This window comes from Mesobacillus harenae, assembly GCF_013343715.1.
Lineage (GTDB): Bacteria > Bacillota > Bacilli > Bacillales > Cytobacillaceae > Mesobacillus_A > Mesobacillus_A harenae.
This window is the reverse complement of sequence record NZ_JABUNR010000015.1, coordinates 13,225-31,637: the sequence shown is the minus strand read 5'-3', so window position 1 is coordinate 31,637 and position 18,413 is coordinate 13,225. Positions and strand designations below refer to the sequence as shown.

19 protein-coding genes are annotated in these 18,413 nt (G+C 45.4%); all 19 read right to left on the bottom strand.

Going from position 1 to position 18,413, the window contains the following annotated elements; all coding sequences use genetic code 11:
* Window positions 1–212: 212 nt before the first annotated feature.
* Window positions 213–446, bottom strand: a complete 234-nt coding sequence (locus HRJ06_RS17565) for a DUF1146 family protein (RefSeq protein WP_422392744.1) — start codon at window positions 444–446, stop codon at window positions 213–215.
* 568 nt (window positions 447–1,014) lie between these two features.
* On the bottom strand, window positions 1,015–2,535 hold the full coding sequence (gene nuoN, locus HRJ06_RS17560; RefSeq protein ID WP_174734274.1) for an NADH-quinone oxidoreductase subunit NuoN: 1,521 nt from the start codon (window positions 2,533–2,535) through the stop codon (window positions 1,015–1,017).
* Between the two features lie 6 nt (window positions 2,536–2,541).
* Window positions 2,542–4,062 (bottom strand): complex I subunit 4 family protein, encoded by a 1,521-nt coding sequence (locus tag HRJ06_RS17555; protein ID WP_174734273.1) that lies wholly within the window; start codon window positions 4,060–4,062, stop codon window positions 2,542–2,544.
* A complete protein-coding gene (nuoL, locus tag HRJ06_RS17550; protein WP_174734272.1) occupies window positions 4,059–5,927 on the bottom strand; it encodes an NADH-quinone oxidoreductase subunit L in 1,869 nt (622 codons plus the stop codon). The genes HRJ06_RS17555 and nuoL overlap by 4 nt, the downstream gene beginning before the upstream one ends.
* 187 nt (window positions 5,928–6,114) lie before the next feature.
* Window positions 6,115–6,429, bottom strand: a complete 315-nt coding sequence (gene nuoK / locus HRJ06_RS17545) for an NADH-quinone oxidoreductase subunit NuoK (protein WP_174734271.1) — start codon at window positions 6,427–6,429, stop codon at window positions 6,115–6,117.
* Window positions 6,426–6,953, bottom strand: a complete 528-nt coding sequence (locus HRJ06_RS17540) for an NADH-quinone oxidoreductase subunit J (RefSeq protein WP_174734270.1) — start codon at window positions 6,951–6,953, stop codon at window positions 6,426–6,428. Before HRJ06_RS17540 ends, nuoK begins: the two co-directional genes overlap by 4 nt.
* Complete coding sequence (nuoI, locus tag HRJ06_RS17535; RefSeq protein ID WP_174734269.1) at window positions 6,950–7,369, bottom strand: NADH-quinone oxidoreductase subunit NuoI; 420 nt, start codon at window positions 7,367–7,369, stop codon at window positions 6,950–6,952. Before nuoI ends, HRJ06_RS17540 begins: the two co-directional genes overlap by 4 nt.
* 33 nt (window positions 7,370–7,402) lie before the next feature.
* Window positions 7,403–8,407: an NADH-quinone oxidoreductase subunit NuoH gene (nuoH, locus tag HRJ06_RS17530; RefSeq protein WP_174734268.1), complete on the bottom strand. Its 1,005-nt coding sequence runs from the start codon at window positions 8,405–8,407 to the stop codon at window positions 7,403–7,405.
* Complete coding sequence (locus tag HRJ06_RS17525) at window positions 8,407–9,507, bottom strand: NADH-quinone oxidoreductase subunit D (protein ID WP_174734267.1); 1,101 nt, start codon at window positions 9,505–9,507, stop codon at window positions 8,407–8,409. The genes nuoH and HRJ06_RS17525 overlap by 1 nt, the downstream gene beginning before the upstream one ends.
* 3 nt (window positions 9,508–9,510) lie before the next feature.
* Complete coding sequence (locus HRJ06_RS17520; protein ID WP_174734266.1) at window positions 9,511–10,713, bottom strand: NADH-quinone oxidoreductase subunit C; 1,203 nt, start codon at window positions 10,711–10,713, stop codon at window positions 9,511–9,513.
* Between the two features lie 3 nt (window positions 10,714–10,716).
* Window positions 10,717–11,229, bottom strand: coding sequence for a NuoB/complex I 20 kDa subunit family protein (locus tag HRJ06_RS17515; RefSeq protein ID WP_174734265.1), 513 nt, complete (start codon window positions 11,227–11,229; stop codon window positions 10,717–10,719).
* Window positions 11,220–11,594 (bottom strand): NADH-quinone oxidoreductase subunit A, encoded by a 375-nt coding sequence (locus HRJ06_RS17510; RefSeq protein ID WP_277874697.1) that lies wholly within the window; start codon window positions 11,592–11,594, stop codon window positions 11,220–11,222. The genes HRJ06_RS17515 and HRJ06_RS17510 overlap by 10 nt, the downstream gene beginning before the upstream one ends.
* Before the next feature lie 849 nt (window positions 11,595–12,443).
* Window positions 12,444–12,854 carry a F0F1 ATP synthase subunit epsilon gene (locus tag HRJ06_RS17505; protein ID WP_174734264.1) on the bottom strand — a complete coding sequence of 137 codons (411 nt, stop codon included), beginning with the start codon at window positions 12,852–12,854 and terminating at the stop codon, window positions 12,444–12,446.
* Between the two features lie 22 nt (window positions 12,855–12,876).
* Window positions 12,877–14,298: a F0F1 ATP synthase subunit beta gene (gene atpD / locus HRJ06_RS17500; RefSeq protein WP_174734263.1), complete on the bottom strand. Its 1,422-nt coding sequence runs from the start codon at window positions 14,296–14,298 to the stop codon at window positions 12,877–12,879.
* A gap of 82 nt (window positions 14,299–14,380) precedes the next feature.
* The gene (gene atpG / locus HRJ06_RS17495) at window positions 14,381–15,241 is read right to left on the bottom strand and encodes an ATP synthase F1 subunit gamma (protein ID WP_174734262.1); all 861 of its coding nucleotides are present in this window, start codon (window positions 15,239–15,241) and stop codon (window positions 14,381–14,383) included.
* A 174-nt stretch (window positions 15,242–15,415) separates the two neighbouring features.
* Window positions 15,416–16,924, bottom strand: coding sequence for a F0F1 ATP synthase subunit alpha (gene atpA, locus HRJ06_RS17490; protein ID WP_174734261.1), 1,509 nt, complete (start codon window positions 16,922–16,924; stop codon window positions 15,416–15,418).
* Window positions 16,925–16,948: 24 nt separating this feature from the next.
* Window positions 16,949–17,485: a F0F1 ATP synthase subunit delta gene (locus HRJ06_RS17485; protein WP_174734260.1), complete on the bottom strand. Its 537-nt coding sequence runs from the start codon at window positions 17,483–17,485 to the stop codon at window positions 16,949–16,951.
* On the bottom strand, window positions 17,482–18,003 hold the full coding sequence (atpF, locus tag HRJ06_RS17480) for a F0F1 ATP synthase subunit B (protein ID WP_174734259.1): 522 nt from the start codon (window positions 18,001–18,003) through the stop codon (window positions 17,482–17,484). The genes HRJ06_RS17485 and atpF overlap by 4 nt, the downstream gene beginning before the upstream one ends.
* A gap of 136 nt (window positions 18,004–18,139) precedes the next feature.
* Window positions 18,140–18,355: a F0F1 ATP synthase subunit C gene (atpE, locus tag HRJ06_RS17475; protein WP_174734258.1), complete on the bottom strand. Its 216-nt coding sequence runs from the start codon at window positions 18,353–18,355 to the stop codon at window positions 18,140–18,142.
* Window positions 18,356–18,413: the final 58 nt, after the last annotated feature.

The following is an 18,413-nucleotide window of genomic DNA, read 5'->3' as shown; positions in this document are numbered from 1 at the left end:
TCCTAGTGTATCACGTAATGAACCGTATAGTTCTTTTTCTAAAAAACACAACAAATGAATTTTACTTAAGAACTTGCCGTTTGGCTACATGTAAGAAGACCTATCTTTTATAATTAACAAGCGCTGTTTTTTGCAAAGATTGTTGTTTTTTGACTAAATGACGGGAATCCAAAGTGCCATAGCATCCTATGCAGATCTTCTTTAAAAAGCGGCTAGCCAAAGATGAGCGGCAGCTGCTGGGACCACTGCAGGTAATCAAGGAAAAAGTTACTTACCGTTGAACCGAGGGCAACTGTCGTAAATATGTACAAGACGCGAGCCTGCAGTACATGGTTTGAACGAAGCATTTTTTCAAAATTGAGAGCCTGTAAAGCCCACCATGCTAGTCCAATAAAAACTAGATGGGACATTATGCTTATTAATGCCTGTGAACCAAATTCTGCCATCAAGGTCTTTCCCTCCTTTAACACATACTGCTTTATTTTAGCAAAGTCCTTGGGTTTAGGGAAGCTGTAAATAATTACTAAATATTTATTTCCCTTATATTAGACGGATCTCGTTAATAAAAGTTTCATGCACATGAAAAACGCAAGCGAACAGCCCCGATATCCTTTCTAATTGAACAAACAGGGTCCTAAAAGGTATAAACTTTTGGGCAACCTCTTTAATTAAGGACTGGATATAAAAATAGGCCGTTGATTTCCGTTCCTGGCGCTTCGCTTTCCGCGGGGCTGGCGGTGAGCCTCCTCATCGCCTTCGCTCTTCCGGGGTCTCACCTGTCCAGCTGATCCCGCAGGACTTTGATTGGGCATCCTCGAATTTGCCCACGCACGAAGGAAATGCGATAGCATTTTCGAGGAGTCTTTACGCCTTCCACTCCAATCAACTCATATTTTAAAATTAATTTTTATCTCAAAAAAACAAAAAAGGTGACAGGCACCTTCCAGAAAACTGGATGGTGCCTGTCACCCTAACCGCTGCAGGTCAATTAGCTTTCCCCAAAACTTGATTGACTTATTGCAGGAAATCTGAGAAGCCGTTAAAATTCTGGTGAAAAAAATCCAATGCCAGGTTTGGCATGATTCCGAATAGAACCGTTGCGGCAGCACAGATTACAACTACCGTTGTGATTCCAGGTGACAGTTTGAGTTTACTATCATCTGCTGCCGGGCGGAAGAACATTTGTGTAAACAGGCCGAAATAATAAACATAAGAGACGACCGTCATCACAATCATAATCCCGACTAGGACAAAATGGGCTGGCTCACGGATAAGAGCACCCATAAAGATGTTCAGCTTGCCGATGAATCCGGCTGTACCAGGAATTCCTGCGAGAGACAGGATGAAAATACCCATTCCCACTGCTAAAACTGGTGCACGCTGATACAGGCCGGCAAACTGGCCGATATCTTCTGATCCTGTTTTTGAAGTGATCAGCTGTAAAATAGCAAATGCGCCAAGATTCATAAACAGATAGGCTAGCAGGTAAAACCAGATCGCATCAAACATAAAGTAAGACATCGTTGTGAGCGCAACAAGGATATACCCTGCATGGGCTATGCTTGAGTAAGCGAACAGCCGCTTTACGTTTCTTTGCCTTAAGGCAATAACGTTGCCGATGATCATGGTTGCTCCTGCCAGGAAGGCAAGATAATCCTGCATTCTAAGCAGCAGCGGCAACGGTTCTGCCCCGTCTCCCTGTACCGGAACACTAGCAAAAATCGCCAGCAGCAGCCTGAGCAGAATCACAAATCCAGCTGTTTTGGAGACTACACTCAGAAATGCCGTTACTGGTGTTGGTGCTCCTTCGTAAACGTCTGGCGCCCACATATGGAATGGCGCTGAAGCAATCTTAAAGCTTAATCCTATGAAGATTAGGAAGAATGCAAGTCCTAAAATATAAACATGCTGAGGATCGGCAATATTACCGAGGATCAGACTCATTTCTTTTAAATTGGTGGTGCCTGTAAGACCATATACATAGCTCATACCGAACAAGGTAATTGCGGTTGATATGCCTCCGTTGATTACGTACTTCATTGCTGATTCATTGGACTGCAGGTTTTTCTTCCGCATTCCGGCAAGAATATAAGAAGAAAGCGATAGAAGCTCCAGCCCGATAAATAAGGTAATCAAGTCACCGCTTGAAGACATCATCATAGCGCCAAGCAAGGCTGTGAGGAACAGATAGAAGAATTCTCCTCTGTATTCTTTCATGCCTTCCTTCGGCTCGTAATCAATCGCCAGCAGCAGCACCAAGGCGGCGCCAGCTAACAGGATCAGCTTGAAGGCTTTTGCAAAACCGTCTAAGCGAAATGTATCAAATAAAATGGATGTTGTATCATGCCCGATTAAGCTGACTAACGCAACTATTGCGGCCAGGATACCTGTAAAACCTAACCAGCCTAAAATCCGGCGGTCCACTTTTTTCGGCATAAATAAATCAAGCAGGGAAAGTGCCGTGGCAACACCAAGGATGATAAACTCCGGCGCCATCGTTCCCCATTCATATGATAGCAATGTTTCTAAATCCATCGTTCATCAACCTCCTATCCCCAGCATGATTGTTTCTATAGTTGCTTGAAGAGGCTGGCTGAGCACGGCCGGATAGACCCCGATCAAGACAATTAACCCCATTAATACTAATACTGGTGCCCATTCAAACGTGCGAATATCGGTCAACCCGTCAAATTCGCGATCGGCTCTGCCAAACGTAATCGCCAGAACTGCACGAAGCAGATAGACCGCAGTCATAATAATTCCGAGCGTTCCAACCGCTGCTAATATCGGCCATTCTCTAAACAGCCCCAGGAAGGCCATAAATTCACTTACAAATCCCGACATGCCCGGCAGTCCAAGTGACGCCATCGCTCCGGCAAGAAGAAACCCAGCTGCGATCGGCATCCCCTTTGCAAGGCCCCCCAGATTGGAGAGATGTGATGTATGTGTCCGCTCGTACATGACTCCGACAAGGAAGAACATGAGGGCTGAAATTAAGCCGTGTGAGACTACCTGAAAAATCGCCCCTTGAATTCCGGCTTCATTTAATGCGCCTAAGCCGATTAAAACGATTCCCATATGGGAAATAGAGGAATAGGCAAGCACCATTTTAAAATCATCCTGGATAAACGCAAGAAACGCACCATACAGCAGGTTCACTACCCCAAGAGCAGCGAGCACGAAGGCAAGGTCGGTAAATTGTTCCGGGAAGATGCCCATTCCAAAACGGATTATCCCGAACGCACCGATTTTTAACAAAATTCCTGAATGCAGCATGACGATGGATGGCGGTGCCTCCACGTGAACGCGCAGCATCCAGCTGTGCAGCGGGAAGATAGGCAGCTTGATGCCAAACGCAACAAGCAGTGCAATCAGAAGCCCCATTTTTAATGAATCAGAAATCGGCGTGACCAGCGGGGCATCCGGCGTATTCATTAAGAATCTGAGCGCATCAATGTTCGTCGTTCCCGTTCGGGCAAACAACAGAACAATGACGATCAATAAAATCGCGGAGCCAAGGCCGTTATAAATTAAAAAGCTGTAGGCTGCTTTTTCTTTTTCAAAAAAGCCCCACTTACCGATCAAGAAAAACATCGGGATTAACGTCACTTCAAAAAAGATAAAGAATAAAATAAGGTTTTGAGCTGTAAACACGCCGAGCATCCCAATGACAAGGAGCAGGAACAGCATGTAGTAGCCCTTCCATTCCTTTTTAATATGAAAGGAAGCAAGTGCAGCCAACGTTGAAATGACAGCCGTCAGAACAAGCATTACGAGGGCAAACCCATCGATGCCAAGCTCGTAAAATACGGTAAATAAATTTTCATCTACGCTGCCAAAGTCGCCGAAGGTAATCCAGCGAACCCGTTCCGTAAATTCAGCAAGGTCCGTGCCAGTATGATACATATTGTAGGCAGCCAGAGACAGGATTAATGCCGGCAAGGTAGCCAAAAACCCAACTAGTTTTATCGCCTTTTCATTTGTTCTAGGCATGAACGCCAGAACAATAATACCTAGTAACGGGGAGAATACAAGGAATGTTAGAAAATAACTAAATGTCATTGTAAGTACCCCCCTGTTAGCGCAAAGATGACCAGTAAAACAGCAAGGCCGACAAATGCAACCGTACCATAAGTCTGAACCTGACCGTTCTGCAGCTTAGATCCTGTGTTCGCAAACGCCTGTGTAATCCCGCCGATGGCTTTCATGATGCCTTCAACAAGGAAGATTTCGATGAATTTAAGGAACAGACTGATCGCTTTCGCTGCATAAACAAATGATAGTTTATAAAACTCATCAATAAAGTATTTATTTACAAGAATGTTATAGCTAATCGGCGCTCTGCTTGACAGCCAGTCACGTTCCAATGATTTCTTGCTGTACATGAGCCAGGCTAATAAAATACCAAGCAGGGAGACCGCTGTTGCTACAAACATAATCCAGGCAGGTCCTTCGACATGTCCATGTCCGAGGGCAGGATTCCCTTCTGTCAGCCAGTCACCAAGGAATGCTCCAAACCATGGGGTATTCACATAACCAGCCACTACAGCAAGTACACCTAGGACAATCATTGGTCCGATCATAACACCCGGTGATTCATGGACATTATCCATTTTGCTGCGGGATTCGCCCGAGAACACCATGAAGAATAACCTGAACATATAAAAGGCTGTAAAGAAAGCAGCAATCACTGCGAGCCAGAATAGACCGTAGTTTCCATGCGCCCATGCGGCCATAAGAATTTCGTCTTTACTGAAGAAGCCTGAAAACAACGGGACTCCGCTGATTGCCAGTGTTCCGATTAAAAACAGCGGCCCTGTGAAGCGAAGCTTTTTCCATAATCCGCCCATTTTTTCAATATCCTGAGTCACAACTGCATGTATTACGCTTCCAGCAGCAAGGAACAGCAAGGCTTTAAAAAATGCATGAGTCATCAGGTGGAAAACGCCGGCCACATAGCCTGCAGAACCTAATGCCAGCATCATGTAGCCGAGCTGACTTACCGTTGAAAAAGCTAAGACTCGCTTAATATCCGTTTGAACGAGACCAATGCTGGCCGCAAAAATAGCCGTTATTGCACCAATCACCGCTACTGTCATCAAAGCTGTTTCACTGGCAGCGAACAGCGGAAACGTTGCAGCGACAAGGTACACACCCGCAGCAACCATTGTGGCGGCGTGGATTAACGCGGAAACGGGTGTTGGACCTTCCATCGCATCCGGAAGCCATGTATGAAGCGGGAACTGGCCCGACTTACCAATTGCGCCGATAAAGATCAGAATTGCTGTTAAGGTGATCCATTTCTCTGAAACCTCTCCCTGCCCAACAGCAGCGAAAATTTCATCATACTCAAAACTGCCCGTTTGCCAGAATAATAGAATCATTCCGATAAACAGTCCGACATCGCCAATCCGGGTCATGATAAATGCCTTTTTGGCAGCCTGCTTCGCACTTTCTTTGTAAAAATAAAAGCCGATTAATAGGAAGGAGCCGACACCGACAAGTTCCCAGAAGATATACGTTTGCAGCAGGTTGGGCGACATGACCAATCCGAGCATTGAGAAGGTAAACAGGCCAAGGTACGCATAAAAAACCGGGAAGCGTTCATCGCCGTCCATATATCCTTTTGAATAAATATGTACTAGTAAGCTGACAAGCGAAACAAGTACCAGCATTAAGGCATTTAACTGATTTACTTCAAAGCCCGCGGTCAATTGCAGTTCTCCTATTGACAGCCAGACAGCTTCAGCCTTGTGGGTTGGCGCGGTGAATCGTTCAAACAGTACGATAACTGAGTAAACGAACGATACTAGCACCAGGATAATCCCTACATACGCGCTGGCTATTTTAAGCTTTCTGCCGAATAACAGGAGGACTAAAAATGATAAAAGCGGGAAAAGCGGAATGAGCCATGCATTCTCCATCAATATCACAATCCCCTTTTTTTGAACGCGCTTGTTGTCTTTCTATTTTTAGATTATGCGCGTCATATTGAGGCCCGCCCTTTGGCGGGGCAGCCATTCATTTACGATTCATACAGTCTGTGAGACGTCCAATTTTTTAAGATCATTCAGCTAACAATCATGCTGGCTTGATTCATAGCCAGTTTATCCGCTAGCCTTGCAGCTGGTCCATTTCATCAATGTTGACGGTTTTTCGGTTACGGTACAGAGCGATTAAAATCGCCAGTCCGACTGCTGCTTCAGCTGCTGCTACAGTGATCACGAACAAGGCAAATACCTGTCCGGTTATGGCCGGAGCCACTCCGTATTTACTGAATGTCACCAGATTAATGTTCACCGCATTGAGCATCAGCTCGATCGAGATGAGGACGATAACCGTGTTCCGTTTAGTCAGGGCTCCGTATAGACCGATACAAAACAAGATTAATGCAAGTGCCAGGAAGGCTGAAATGGGTACTGAACTCATTCCTTCTCCGCCTCCTTCTCATCATCCTCGTCTTTTTTGGCCAGGACGATCGCCCCGATCAATGCAACAAGCAGCAGGACAGATGTTAACTCAAACGGAATAATAAAGTGGGAATAAAGAGAGATCCCAATTTGCTCCGTGTTGTCTACATGGAGAGTATTAGCGGCTTGTGGAATATCCAGATTGTAGATTCCGATATAAACCGCAACACCGAAGCCAAGAACGCCCAGCAAGAGGAATAGCTTTCGCCACTTCCCTGTTATTGGCTCACTTGTATCATCATGGCGAGTCAGCATGATGCCAAATAGCATGATAATCGTGATTGCACCTGAATAAATAAGGATTTGTACGGCTGCAATAAATTCGGCAGACAGAATCACAAATATGCCGGCAATGCTGACAAACGTAAACACAAGCGCGACAACCATATGAATGACTTTGGTGAGGTTGATTAACAGCACGCCGCCGATAATTGCCACTAAAGCAAGTGCCATAAACGCAATAAATTCGCCCGTTAACATCATGCTTTATTCACCTTCCGTATATTCTCATCATTTTCATCCAGCCACTCGAGATTTTTAAACAAGTTATCCCGGCTGTATTCTGCCAGCTCGAAGTTGTTTGTCATAATAATTGCTTCTGTCGGACAAACCTCCGTGCATAAGTCACAAAGGATGCAGATTTCAAAGTTGATATCGTACGTATCAATGATTTTTCCCTTTTTGGCTGGGTCCGGGTGTTTTTTGCCGGTCAGCTGAATGCAGTCTGTCGGACAGATGTTAGCGCACTGGTTGCAGACGATGCATTTTTCCGGGTAAAACTTCTGAATGCCGCGAAACCGGTCCGGAAGTGGAAGCGGTTCGTTTGGGTAATCGTATGTTACCTTTTTGCGGGTCAGATTTTTAAGGGTATATGATAATCCTTTTGCGAGTCCAAGCATGCTTTTCACCCCTTGTTTTTAAAATGAAAAACGTTACATAAAGAATAATTGTTTTACAATTGCTGTTATAAAAATGTTAGCAAGTGCGACAGGCAGGAGCACCTTCCAGCCAAACTCCATTAATTGATCGGCACGGATACGCGGGAACGTTACACGGAACCAGATCAGGATAAAGATCACAAGACTGAATTTGAGTGCAAACCAGACAGCACCTGGTATAAAGCCAAGGAACGGCAGCGGCAGCCAGCCTCCCAGGAATAAAACGGTTGTTAATGAGGCCATCGCGAAGAAATACACATATTCCGCAAGCATGAAGAACGCCCAGCGAAAACCTGAGTACTCAACATGGAAGCCAGCGACCAATTCAGATTCGGCTTCAGGCAAGTCAAACGGCGCCCGGTTCAGTTCAGCTACAGATGCAATTAAAAAGACTATAAATCCGATTGGCTGCAGGATAATAAACCATCCGCTCCGCTGAGCCTCAACAATCTCATTTAAGTTTAAGCTTCCAGCTAGAAGAATAACTCCTACAACCGACATAACGAGCGGGATTTCATAGGAGACCATCTGAGCCGCGGCACGCATTCCCCCGAGGAGTGCGTACTTGTTGTTTGATGCCCAGCCGCCTGTGACGATCCCGATCGTCGTTAACCCGGAAATAGCAATATAATAGAGCAGGCCGACTCCTATGTCAGCGAACTGAAACCGATCCGTAAACGGGATCGTTGCCAGCACCATAAAAGCTGGTGCAAAGGCAATGATCGGAGCTAAAATGAACAGCGGCCTGTCAGCTAGTTTAGGGATCGTGTCTTCTTTTAAAAGAAGCTTTAAAACGTCAGCTACTGTTTGCAGCAAACCCCAGCGGCCGCCGACCTGGTTTGGTCCATGGCGCAGCTGCATGAATCCCATAACCTTCCGTTCTGCAAGGATTGCATATGTTACAAAGCCTAAAACAACCATCAGCAGTGCGGCACCTAGCAGGAAGAAGATCCCGACATTCGTCCAGCCCGGGCTCGAGTATAATAAATCCTCAATCATTAGCCATCGACCTCCCCAAGAACGATGTCAATCGCTCCTAATATCGCAATCAGGTTGGCAATGTTTTCGCCTTTTAGCAGCTTAGGGAGGATTTGCAGATTGTAAAAGCTCGGCCTCCTGAATTTCAGCCTGTATGGCTCTTTTTTTCCATCGCTGGCAATATAGCAGCCGATTTCTCCACGCGGAGATTCGATTCGGACAAATGCTTCCCCTTTTGGCGCTTTGATGATTTTTGGAACCTTGGCGAGGATTGCTCCTTCTTTCGGAAACTGCTCAACCGCTTGCTCAAGGATTTTTAATGATTCTTCGATCTCAGCCATGCGGACCTGATAGCGGGCCCATGCATCGCCACCGTCGCTGACAGGAACGTCAAAATCAAACCGGTCATAGATCGAATATGGTTCATTTTTGCGCAGATCCCACTTGACTCCTGTACAGCGGAGATTCGGACCGCTCAGGGAATAATTTATAGCTTCGGCCTTCGTGTATCTGCCAACGCCTTTCACGCGGTTCATAAAAATTTCATTCCCGGTAACAAGCTGATGATAGCCCTTTAGCTGCTCGCGCATATAAGGGATAAATTCGGCTACTTTTTCAATCCAGCCTTCTGGCGCATCCCATTTAACGCCGCCGACACGCATATAATTAAACGTCAGGCGTGCTCCAGACAGCTCATTCAGCATATTAACGATCATTTCGCGTTCGCGGAACGCATATAAAAATGGGCTGACCGCCCCGATATCCAGCAAATATGTACCCCACCAGACAAGATGGCTTGCGACCCGATTAAGCTCCATCGCCATTACCCGCAGGTATTCGGCTCGCTCCGGAACCTCGAGACCCATCATTGTTTCGACCGCATGACAGATCACATAGTTATTGGTCATTGCTGAAATGTAGTCCATCCGGTCGGTATAAGGAATAATTTGCGTATACTGAAGATCTTCAGCAATCTTTTCAGTTCCGCGGTGTAAATAGCCGATTACCGGTGTAGCTTCCTTAATGATCTCCCCATCAATTTTCAAGACAATCCGGAAAACTCCGTGTGTACTTGGATGCTGGGGCCCCACGTTTAAAAGCATCTCTTCTGTGCGTATCACCGGTTACACCTCCACATCGTACGGTTCATAATCTTTTCTCATTGGATGCCCAACCCAGTCTTCGCCAAGCATAATCCGGTTCAGATTTGGGTGGCCGGTAAACTTGATGCCAAGCAGATCGTATGCTTCACATTCTGGCCAGTTTGCACCTTCCCAGAGCGGCTGCAGTGATTCAATCTCAGGCTGGTCCCGGTTAATTTTGACCTTCAATGCGACCGATTGGCTGTTTTTATAAGAATAAAAGTGTACATATACTTCCATATGTGTTTCAAAGTCTGTTCCGTGGATCTCTGAAAGGTAATCAAAGCTAAGCTGCTCATTGTACTTTAAGAATTCTGCCACCTTAAAATATGAATCTCGCTTTGCTACCAGTGTTGGAACATCTTTGGAAAGTTTATTTATATAGGATTCTTCCAGGACACCTTCGCCAAGATGCTTCTCAATGACTTTGGTATATTTATCGAGAAAAGGCTGATTAATAGACGGTTTAGCTGTTTCATCAGGTTCAGCATCTCCGCCTGTTTTCGCGGACCCAGCTGCCTTTGCCTTTGCAGCAGCGGCAGCTTTTGCTTTTGCAGCAGCAATGGCCTTAGCCTTTTCATCATCCCCTGCTCCAGCTCCGCCTGCAGCAGCTTTTGCCTTCGCGGCAGCGGCAGCCTTTGCTTTCGCTACTGCGGCGGCTTTCTTTTTCGCCAGGTCATCTTCTTCATTTCCTGGGGCTTCCCCTTCTGCGTCTTGCTGCATCGCAGCTTTTTTCGCGGCGGCGGCAGCCTTCGCTTTTGCTACTGCGGCGGCTTTCTTTTTCGCCAGGTCATCTTCTTCATTTCCTGGGGCTTCGCCTGCTGTGTCTTGCTGCATCGCAGCTTTCTTTGCGGCGGCGGCAGCCTTTGCTTTTGCTACTGCAGCGGCTTTCTTTTTCGCCAGGTCATCCTCTTCATTTCCTGGAGCTTCGCCTTCTGCGCCTTGCTGCATCGCAGCTTTCTTTGCGGCGGCAGCGGCCTTTGCTTTTGCTACTGCGGCGGCTTTCTTTTTCGCCAAGTCATCTTCTTCATTTGCTGGGGTTGCTTTCTCTGATTCTTCTTTAACCGGTTCTCTCGTGCCGCCTGCTTCGGCTGCTGCTTTTTCAGCCTGCCGTTTCTTGGCAGCTTCCTTTGCCTTGGCAGCGGCTTCTCTTTTTAATTGTTCCAGATCCTTTTCCCCGCCCATGGATTAGATCACCCTCTTCCCGGTCTTCGCCTCGTAACGGATTTTCTCTTTTAATTTATTAATTCCGTAAATTAACGCTGCCGGGTTTGGTGGACAGCCCGGTATGTATACATCAACTGGGACGATCTGGTCGACCCCTTTTACAACTGAATAGGATTTTACATATGGACCGCCTGCAGTCGCGCAGGATCCCATTGCAATCACCCATTTTGGTTCTGGCATTTGGTCGTACAGGCGCTTTACAATTGGTGCCATTTTCTTTGTAACTGTACCAGATACGATCATGACATCTGATTGTCGCGGAGAAGTACGGAAGAACGATCCAAACCGGTCCAAATCGTAGTGAGACGAACCTACTCCCATCATTTCGATTGCACAGCAAGCAAGCCCGAACGTCATCGGCCAGAGCGAGTTGCTGCGTGCCCAGGCTTTTACCTGTTCAAGCGTTGTGACAAAAACATTTCTCTGCAATTCTTCCATTTCTTGAGGTGAGATGTTATCCATTTTTAAGTCCATTTTAGCACCTTCTTTTTCCATGCATAAACAAGCCCGATCACAAGCATTAACACAAAGATCAGCATCTCGATTAATGCAAAGATTCCGAGCTTTTCATAGGCTACCGCCCAGGGATACAGAAACACGGTTTCAACGTCAAAAATAACAAACATAAGGGCAAAAATATAATAGCGGACATTGAACTGTACCCGAGAATCATGGAATGGTTCAATTCCGCTTTCATAGGTGGTGTACTTTGCATCATAGGGTTTGTACGGCCGAAGCAGTTTCCCGAGATACAGCGCCACCAATGGCAATATGACCCCTAGACATAGGAACACAAACACTATCAAATAGTTATTTTGATATAAATTCAGCAGTTCCATGCCCATCCCCTCCAATGTTGTAAAATTTCTATTTTTTAAATTTTGTAACCGATAACATTATATCATTGTTGCAAATACGTGTCGATAAACCCTCAAAACTCTCTTAATTAATTTACATAGGATTTCTTCAGGCTTTTTATGCCTTGATATGAAAAAATTTTGATTACACTAGTCCCCTGCTATTACATATCTAATCTTTGTACAGCTTATTTATTCTTAATTCTTTAATTTTGAAGGTCTACACTTCCCACTTAAAAGGAAAAGCTTGTTTTTGTCAGTGACAATTGTTAACAAATTGTCAAAAAGTCACAGGATATTTATTTTCACAGCAGGATATCAGCATAGAAGCTTTGATAGAAATTCTACGTAGCTTGTCTTTTAAATAGTCAAAAAGGACCGCATTGAGCTATCCTCCCATACTAGACAAACTCTAAGAATTGTAATTTAAGTTATAATTACCGGTGTTGATAGATTTTCACTCCGGGTGGACGCTTTCCGCGGGCGGGGCCGAGCCGCTTCCCTCGCTACGCTCAGTCCAGGGTCTCGACTGTCCCGCTTTTCCCGCAGGAGTCGCCCCCCTCCGCTCCAATCCACTTTATGACACTTAATCAATAATAATTTCCTAGAGATGACCCAAAGTCAGTTTAATGAACGTGAACAATTAGAACTGCTCGCTTCTGAACCATCAATTCCACCCAGAATAACTAGAAATAGACATAAGATATGCTTCAATACAAACTCTAAATAAGCACAAATACGCTGGTTTACACCTTATCAATAATCCTCGCCTCTCAACTTAAAACAATAAAAAAACACCCCCAGCACATGGCTGAGGGTGTATTTTTATTATTATAGTTGTTTGTTGGCGACATTGATTCGATTGATTGCGCGCTGCAAGGCGAGCTCCGCACGTCTGAAGTCAATGCTTTCCTGCTGTTTTTCCTGCAGGCGCTTCTCCGCACGCTCTCTTGCTTGCAATGCACGATCCAAATCAATTTCATCTGATTGTTCGGCTGTTTGGGCCAGGATGGTTACCTTATCAGGACGAACCTCAAGGAAACCACCGCTGACTGCGACCATATCAGATTTGCCGTCCTCTAACTTTAACCGGACAGCGCCGATTTGTAACGGTGCAACCATTGGGATGTGGCCGGGCAGAATTCCTAGCTCACCGGTTTTCGCTTTTGTACTAACCATTTCCACATCTGATTCATACACCGGCCCATCGGGAGTAACAACACTGACTTTAATCGTCTTCATTTTTTACCCTCCTGGTCCGTGATTAGACCTCTACACCCATACGTTTTGCATTCTCAAGCGCATCTTCAATGCGGCCTACAAGACGGAATGCATCTTCTGGAAGGTGGTCGTATTTGCCTGCAAGGATGTCCTTGAAGCCATTAACTGTATCTTTTACTTCAACATATGAACCTTGCTGGCCAGTAAACTGTTCAGCAACGTGGAAGTTTTGTGATAAGAAGAACTGGACACGGCGCGCACGGTGTACGACTTGCTTATCTTCTTCAGATAACTCGTCCATACCGAGAATTGCAATGATATCCTGAAGCTCTTTGTAACGCTGTAATGTTTGCTGTACTTGGCGGGCTACTGAATAGTGTTCTTCGCCTACAATTTCCGGTGACAATGCACGGGAAGTAGAAGCAAGCGGATCCACCGCTGGGTAGATACCCATTTCAGAAAGCTTACGCTCAAGGTTAGTTGTTGCATCCAAGTGAGCGAACGTTGTAGCCGGAGCCGGATCCGTATAGTCATCGGCTGGTACATAAATCGCCTGGATGGAAGTAACAGAACCTACGTTAGTAGATGTGATACGTTCCTGCAATCGGCCCATCTCCGTAGCAAGTGTCGGCTGGTAACCAACCGCTGATGGCATACGTCCTAATAGGGCGGATACCTCAGAACCTGCCTGGGTGAAGCGGAAGATGTTATCCATGAAGAAAAGAACGTCTTGTCCTTGATCATCACGGAAGAATTCAGCCATAGTCAAACCTGTCAGTGCAACACGCATACGTGCGCCTGGAGGCTCGTTCATCTGACCGAAAACCATCGCAGTTTTCTTAATAACGCCTGAATCAGTCATTTCATGGTAAAGGTCATTACCTTCACGTGTACGCTCGCCTACACCAGCGAATACGGAAATACCGCCGTGTTCTTGAGCGATATTGTTGATTAATTCCTGGATTAAAACGGTTTTACCTACACCGGCTCCACCAAACAGTCCGATTTTACCACCTTTAATATAAGGGGCAAGAAGGTCTACTACTTTAATTCCAGTTTCAAGAATTTCTACTTCTGTAGAAAGCTGTTCAAATGTTGGCGCTTCTCTGTGAATTGAATCACGGCGTGCACCCGCCTCGATTGGAGCATCAAGGTCGATTGTTTCACCCAAGACGTTAAATACACGGCCAAGTGTTAAGTCCCCAACTGGAACAGAAATTGGTTTACCAGTATCAATAACATCCAAACCACGAGTTAAGCCGTCCGTGGAAGCCATTGCAATGGTACGAACTGTATCATCACCTAAATGAAGGGCTACTTCAAGGGTTAAGTTGATGTCAACTTGTGATTCATTGGTCGCTTTTCTTTCTATAACTAAGGCATTGTAGATCTCAGGAAGGTTGCCGCTATCAAACTTTACGTCAACAACTGGACCCATAACCTGAAGAACGCGTCCTTTACTCATCTATTTCCCTCCTATCGTACTCTTTCAAGATCTGTCTTATTGAAAAATGGCACGGACTTTAAAGCCCGTTTCATTTTATGTTCTACTCGAGAGCTGCAGCTCCACCGACGATCTCGGTGATTTCTTGCGTGATGGCAGCCTGACGTGCACGGTTGTAGCTTAAGCTAAGCGCATTGATTAGGTCTTTAGCATTATCCGTTGCATTTCTCATAGCGTTCATACGTGCTGCGTGCTCGCTTGCTTTGCTGTCTAAAAGGGATCCGTAAATCAAGCTTTCCGCATATTGTGGAAGGAGGACTTCAAGAATCTCTTCAGCATTTGGTTCAAATTCATAGGAAGTCAGCTTGCTGGAAGAAGTTGAGATCTCTGTTAATGGCAAGACTTGCTTCTCGGTTACTTCCTGGCTGACGGCACTAACGTAGTGGCTGTAATAAATGTACAGCTTATCAAATGTACCGTCTGAGAACATTCCTACAGACTTGCTTGCGATGTCCTGTATCTCGACAAATGATGGCTGATCCGCAACGCCAATAATCTCAAGCACAACATTAATGCCGCGCTTAGCGAAAAAGTCACGTCCGACCCTTCCGATGGCGATGATGGAAAACTCATCATTTGATTGATGACGATTTTGAATCGTTTGGTAAACTTGGCGCAGAACGTTCGTGTTGTAAGCTCCGGCAAGTCCACGGTCCGATGTGATTACTAGATATCCGGTTTTCTTGACTGGACGGGAAACTAGCATTGGATGGTTTGCATCCTGGCTTCCAGCTGCAATAGAGGCTGTTACTTCCTGGATTTTTTCCATGTAAGGAACAAATGCTTTTGCGTTCATAACACCTTTGTTCCATTTAGAAGCGGATACCATCTCCATCGCTTTTGTAATCTGGCTCGTCTTTTTAGTCGAAGTGATCCGGGATTTAATATCGCGTAATGATGCCACAGGTTCTCACCACCCTTTTTCAAAGATTGCCGAGCTCAGCGCTCAGAAGGTGCCCGTACGGCACCCTTCATTTACGGCATCCGGCTTTGCTGTTACAGACTGTTACACCTGCTCAGGAAGGACGGATGACGTTAAAAGCTGATCACTGTGCTTCCGCTTTTATTACTGTCAGACTTACTCAGATACTGCGAAAGTCTTTTTAAAATCGTTGATCGCAGCGGCCATATCCTCATCTTTTGGAAGTTCTTTTGTAGTGCGGATATGTTCTAACAAATCTTTGCGGTTATGGTCTAACCAAGTGTGGAATTCAGATTCGAAACGACGGATATCCTCTACAGGAATTTCATCGATGAAGCCGCGAGTCAATGCGTATAAAATAGCAACCTGCTTTTCAACAGAGATCGGTTTGTTAAGGTCCTGCTTTAGAACTTCAACTGTCCGTGCTCCACGGTTAAGCTTTGCTTGTGTTGCTTTATCAAGGTCAGATCCGAACTGAGCGAATGCTTCCAATTCACGGTATGACGCAAGGTCAAGACGCAGTGTACCAGAAACCTTTTTCATCGCTTTGATTTGCGCTGATCCACCTACACGGGATACGGAAAGACCAGCGTTAATCGCTGGGCGAACCCCTGAGAAGAATAGGTCAGACTGCAAGAAGATCTGTCCGTCTGTAATGGAAATAACGTTTGTTGGGATATAAGCAGAAACGTCGCCAGCTTGAGTTTCAATAAACGGAAGTGCTGTGATAGAACCAGCGCCTTTCGCATCACTCAATTTTGCAGCACGCTCTAATAACCGGCTGTGCAAGTAGAATACATCCCCTGGATAGGCTTCACGGCCTGGAGGACGACGTAATAGCAATGATAATTCACGGTAAGCTGATGCTTGTTTCGTTAAATCATCATAAACAACTAATACGTGTTTGCCTTCGTACATGAATTCCTCAGCCATTGTTACACCTGCATATGGAGCAAGGAACAAAAGTGGAGCCGGCTGGGAAGCAGATGCCGTTACAACGATTGTGTATTCAAGGGCACCGTTTTTGCGCAGCGTTTCAACCGCGTTACGAACAGTGGATTCTTTTTGACCAATTGCAACGTAGATACATACCATATCTTCGTGCTTTTGGTTAAGGATTGTATCGATCGCTACTGATGTTTTACCAGTCTGACGGTCACCGATGATTAACTCACGCTGTCCGCGTCCAATTGGAACAAGAGCGTCGATCGCTTTAATACCTGTTTGAAGAGGCTCGTGAACGGATTTACGATCCATTACACCTGGTGCTGCACTTTCAATTGGACGAGTTCTTGTCGTGTTAATTGGACCCATGCCATCGACTGGCTGTCCAAGCGGGTTAACTACGCGTCCGATTAACGCTTCCCCAACAGGAACTTCCATGATGCGGCCCGTACGGCGTACTTCATCGCCTTCACGAATTTCTGTAAAAGGTCCAAGAATGATAATACCGACGTTATTTTCTTCAAGGTTTTGCGCCATACCCATAACGCCGTTCGCAAATTCAACAAGTTCCCCAGCCATGACATTGTCGAGGCCATGAGCACGGGCGATACCGTCACCAATTTGGATAACTGTACCTACATCACTCACTTGAATTTCCGACTGATAGTTCTCAATTTGCTTCTTTATCAGCGCACTAATTTCCTCAGCTTTGATGCTCATGAGTTTCACCCCTATCTATGATACTTAGCCTAGCAATTTACGTTCAAGACGGTCGAGTTTACCACGTAAACTTCCGTCGAATATACGGTTTCCAATTCGAAGCTTAATGCCTCCGAGCAGATTAGAATCCACATGGTTTTCAATACGAAGCGATGTTTTGCCGACTTTCGGTGCGAATGCATCGGAAATCGCCTGGCGCTGAGCATCAGTTAATGCCTTAACACTGTAAACCTTAGCTTCAGCAACACCTTTCGCATCGTTTGCCAGTTCAAAAAAGCCGTCTGCTACTTCACTAATTTGATTTTGGCGATGGCGGTCAACTAAGACCATCAAGGTATTTTGGACATGACTGCTTGCAGAAGCAAACGCTTCCCTCAATAATCCTTTTTTCTCTTCGTTTGAAAGCTTAGGAGATGCTAAAACAGCACTGAATGCTGGATTGCTGGATAAAACCTCTTTGACTACACGAAGTTCGTCTTCCACCTGGTTAAGAGACTTATGATCGTTCGCTATTTGAAAAAGGGCGAGCGCATAGCGTTTTGCGATTGTTGAATTACTCATCGCCCTTCTCCTGCCTCTTGAATGTATTCGTTAATAAGCTTTTCCTGGTCTGCTGCACTTAGTTCTTTCTCAATAACTTTAGAAGCAACTAAGACAGACAAGGAAGCAACCTGCTCGCGGATCGCGGCAACTGCCTGCTCTTTTTGCTGTTCAATTTCAAGCTTCGCAGACTCTTTTAATCTTTCTGCCTCGGTACGGGCTAACGCAATAATTTCATCGCGCTGTACGTCACCTTGTTTCTTGGCATTTTCAATTAAACCTTGAGCCTCTAAGCGTGATTGCTTTATAAGTTCACGTTGTTCTTCTATTAAAGATGATGCTTCCTTACGGCTGTTTTCAGCGGCGCTGATTTCATTAGCAATATGCTGTTCACGCTCGTTCATAATGCCCATTAACGGACCCCAAGCGTATTTCTTAAGCAATGCCAACAAAATAAGAAAAGCAGCTAACTGGAACAAAATGTCTCCACCGTTGAATCCTGCACCTGCTGCACCTAATACTAAATTGCTTGTTAACACCCTCGATTCACTCCCTTCAAGAGTCGTTCCTTAGAAAGGCTCCATTCATGATGAAGCTGGATTATTTTAAAGGATAAAAGAATGGCGAAGGTTCGCTGGGAATGGTCTTCGCCTTGTTGCTGTTAATTTCGGCAAATTAGCTCTGGCCGATAACCATGAACGCGATAACAACCGCGATGATCGGAATCGCCTCAACTAACGCTACCCCAATGAACATTGTTGTTTGAAGCATACCGCGAGCTTCTGGCTGACGTGCGATACCTTCTACTGTACGTGATACGATAAGACCGTTACCAATACCTGCACCAAGTGCTGCTAAACCGATTGCTATTGCTGCTGCTAAAAGACCCATTATAAAGTTCCTCCTTATTGTATAAAAAAATTATTATATTTGCTTTTGTTCATTAGAT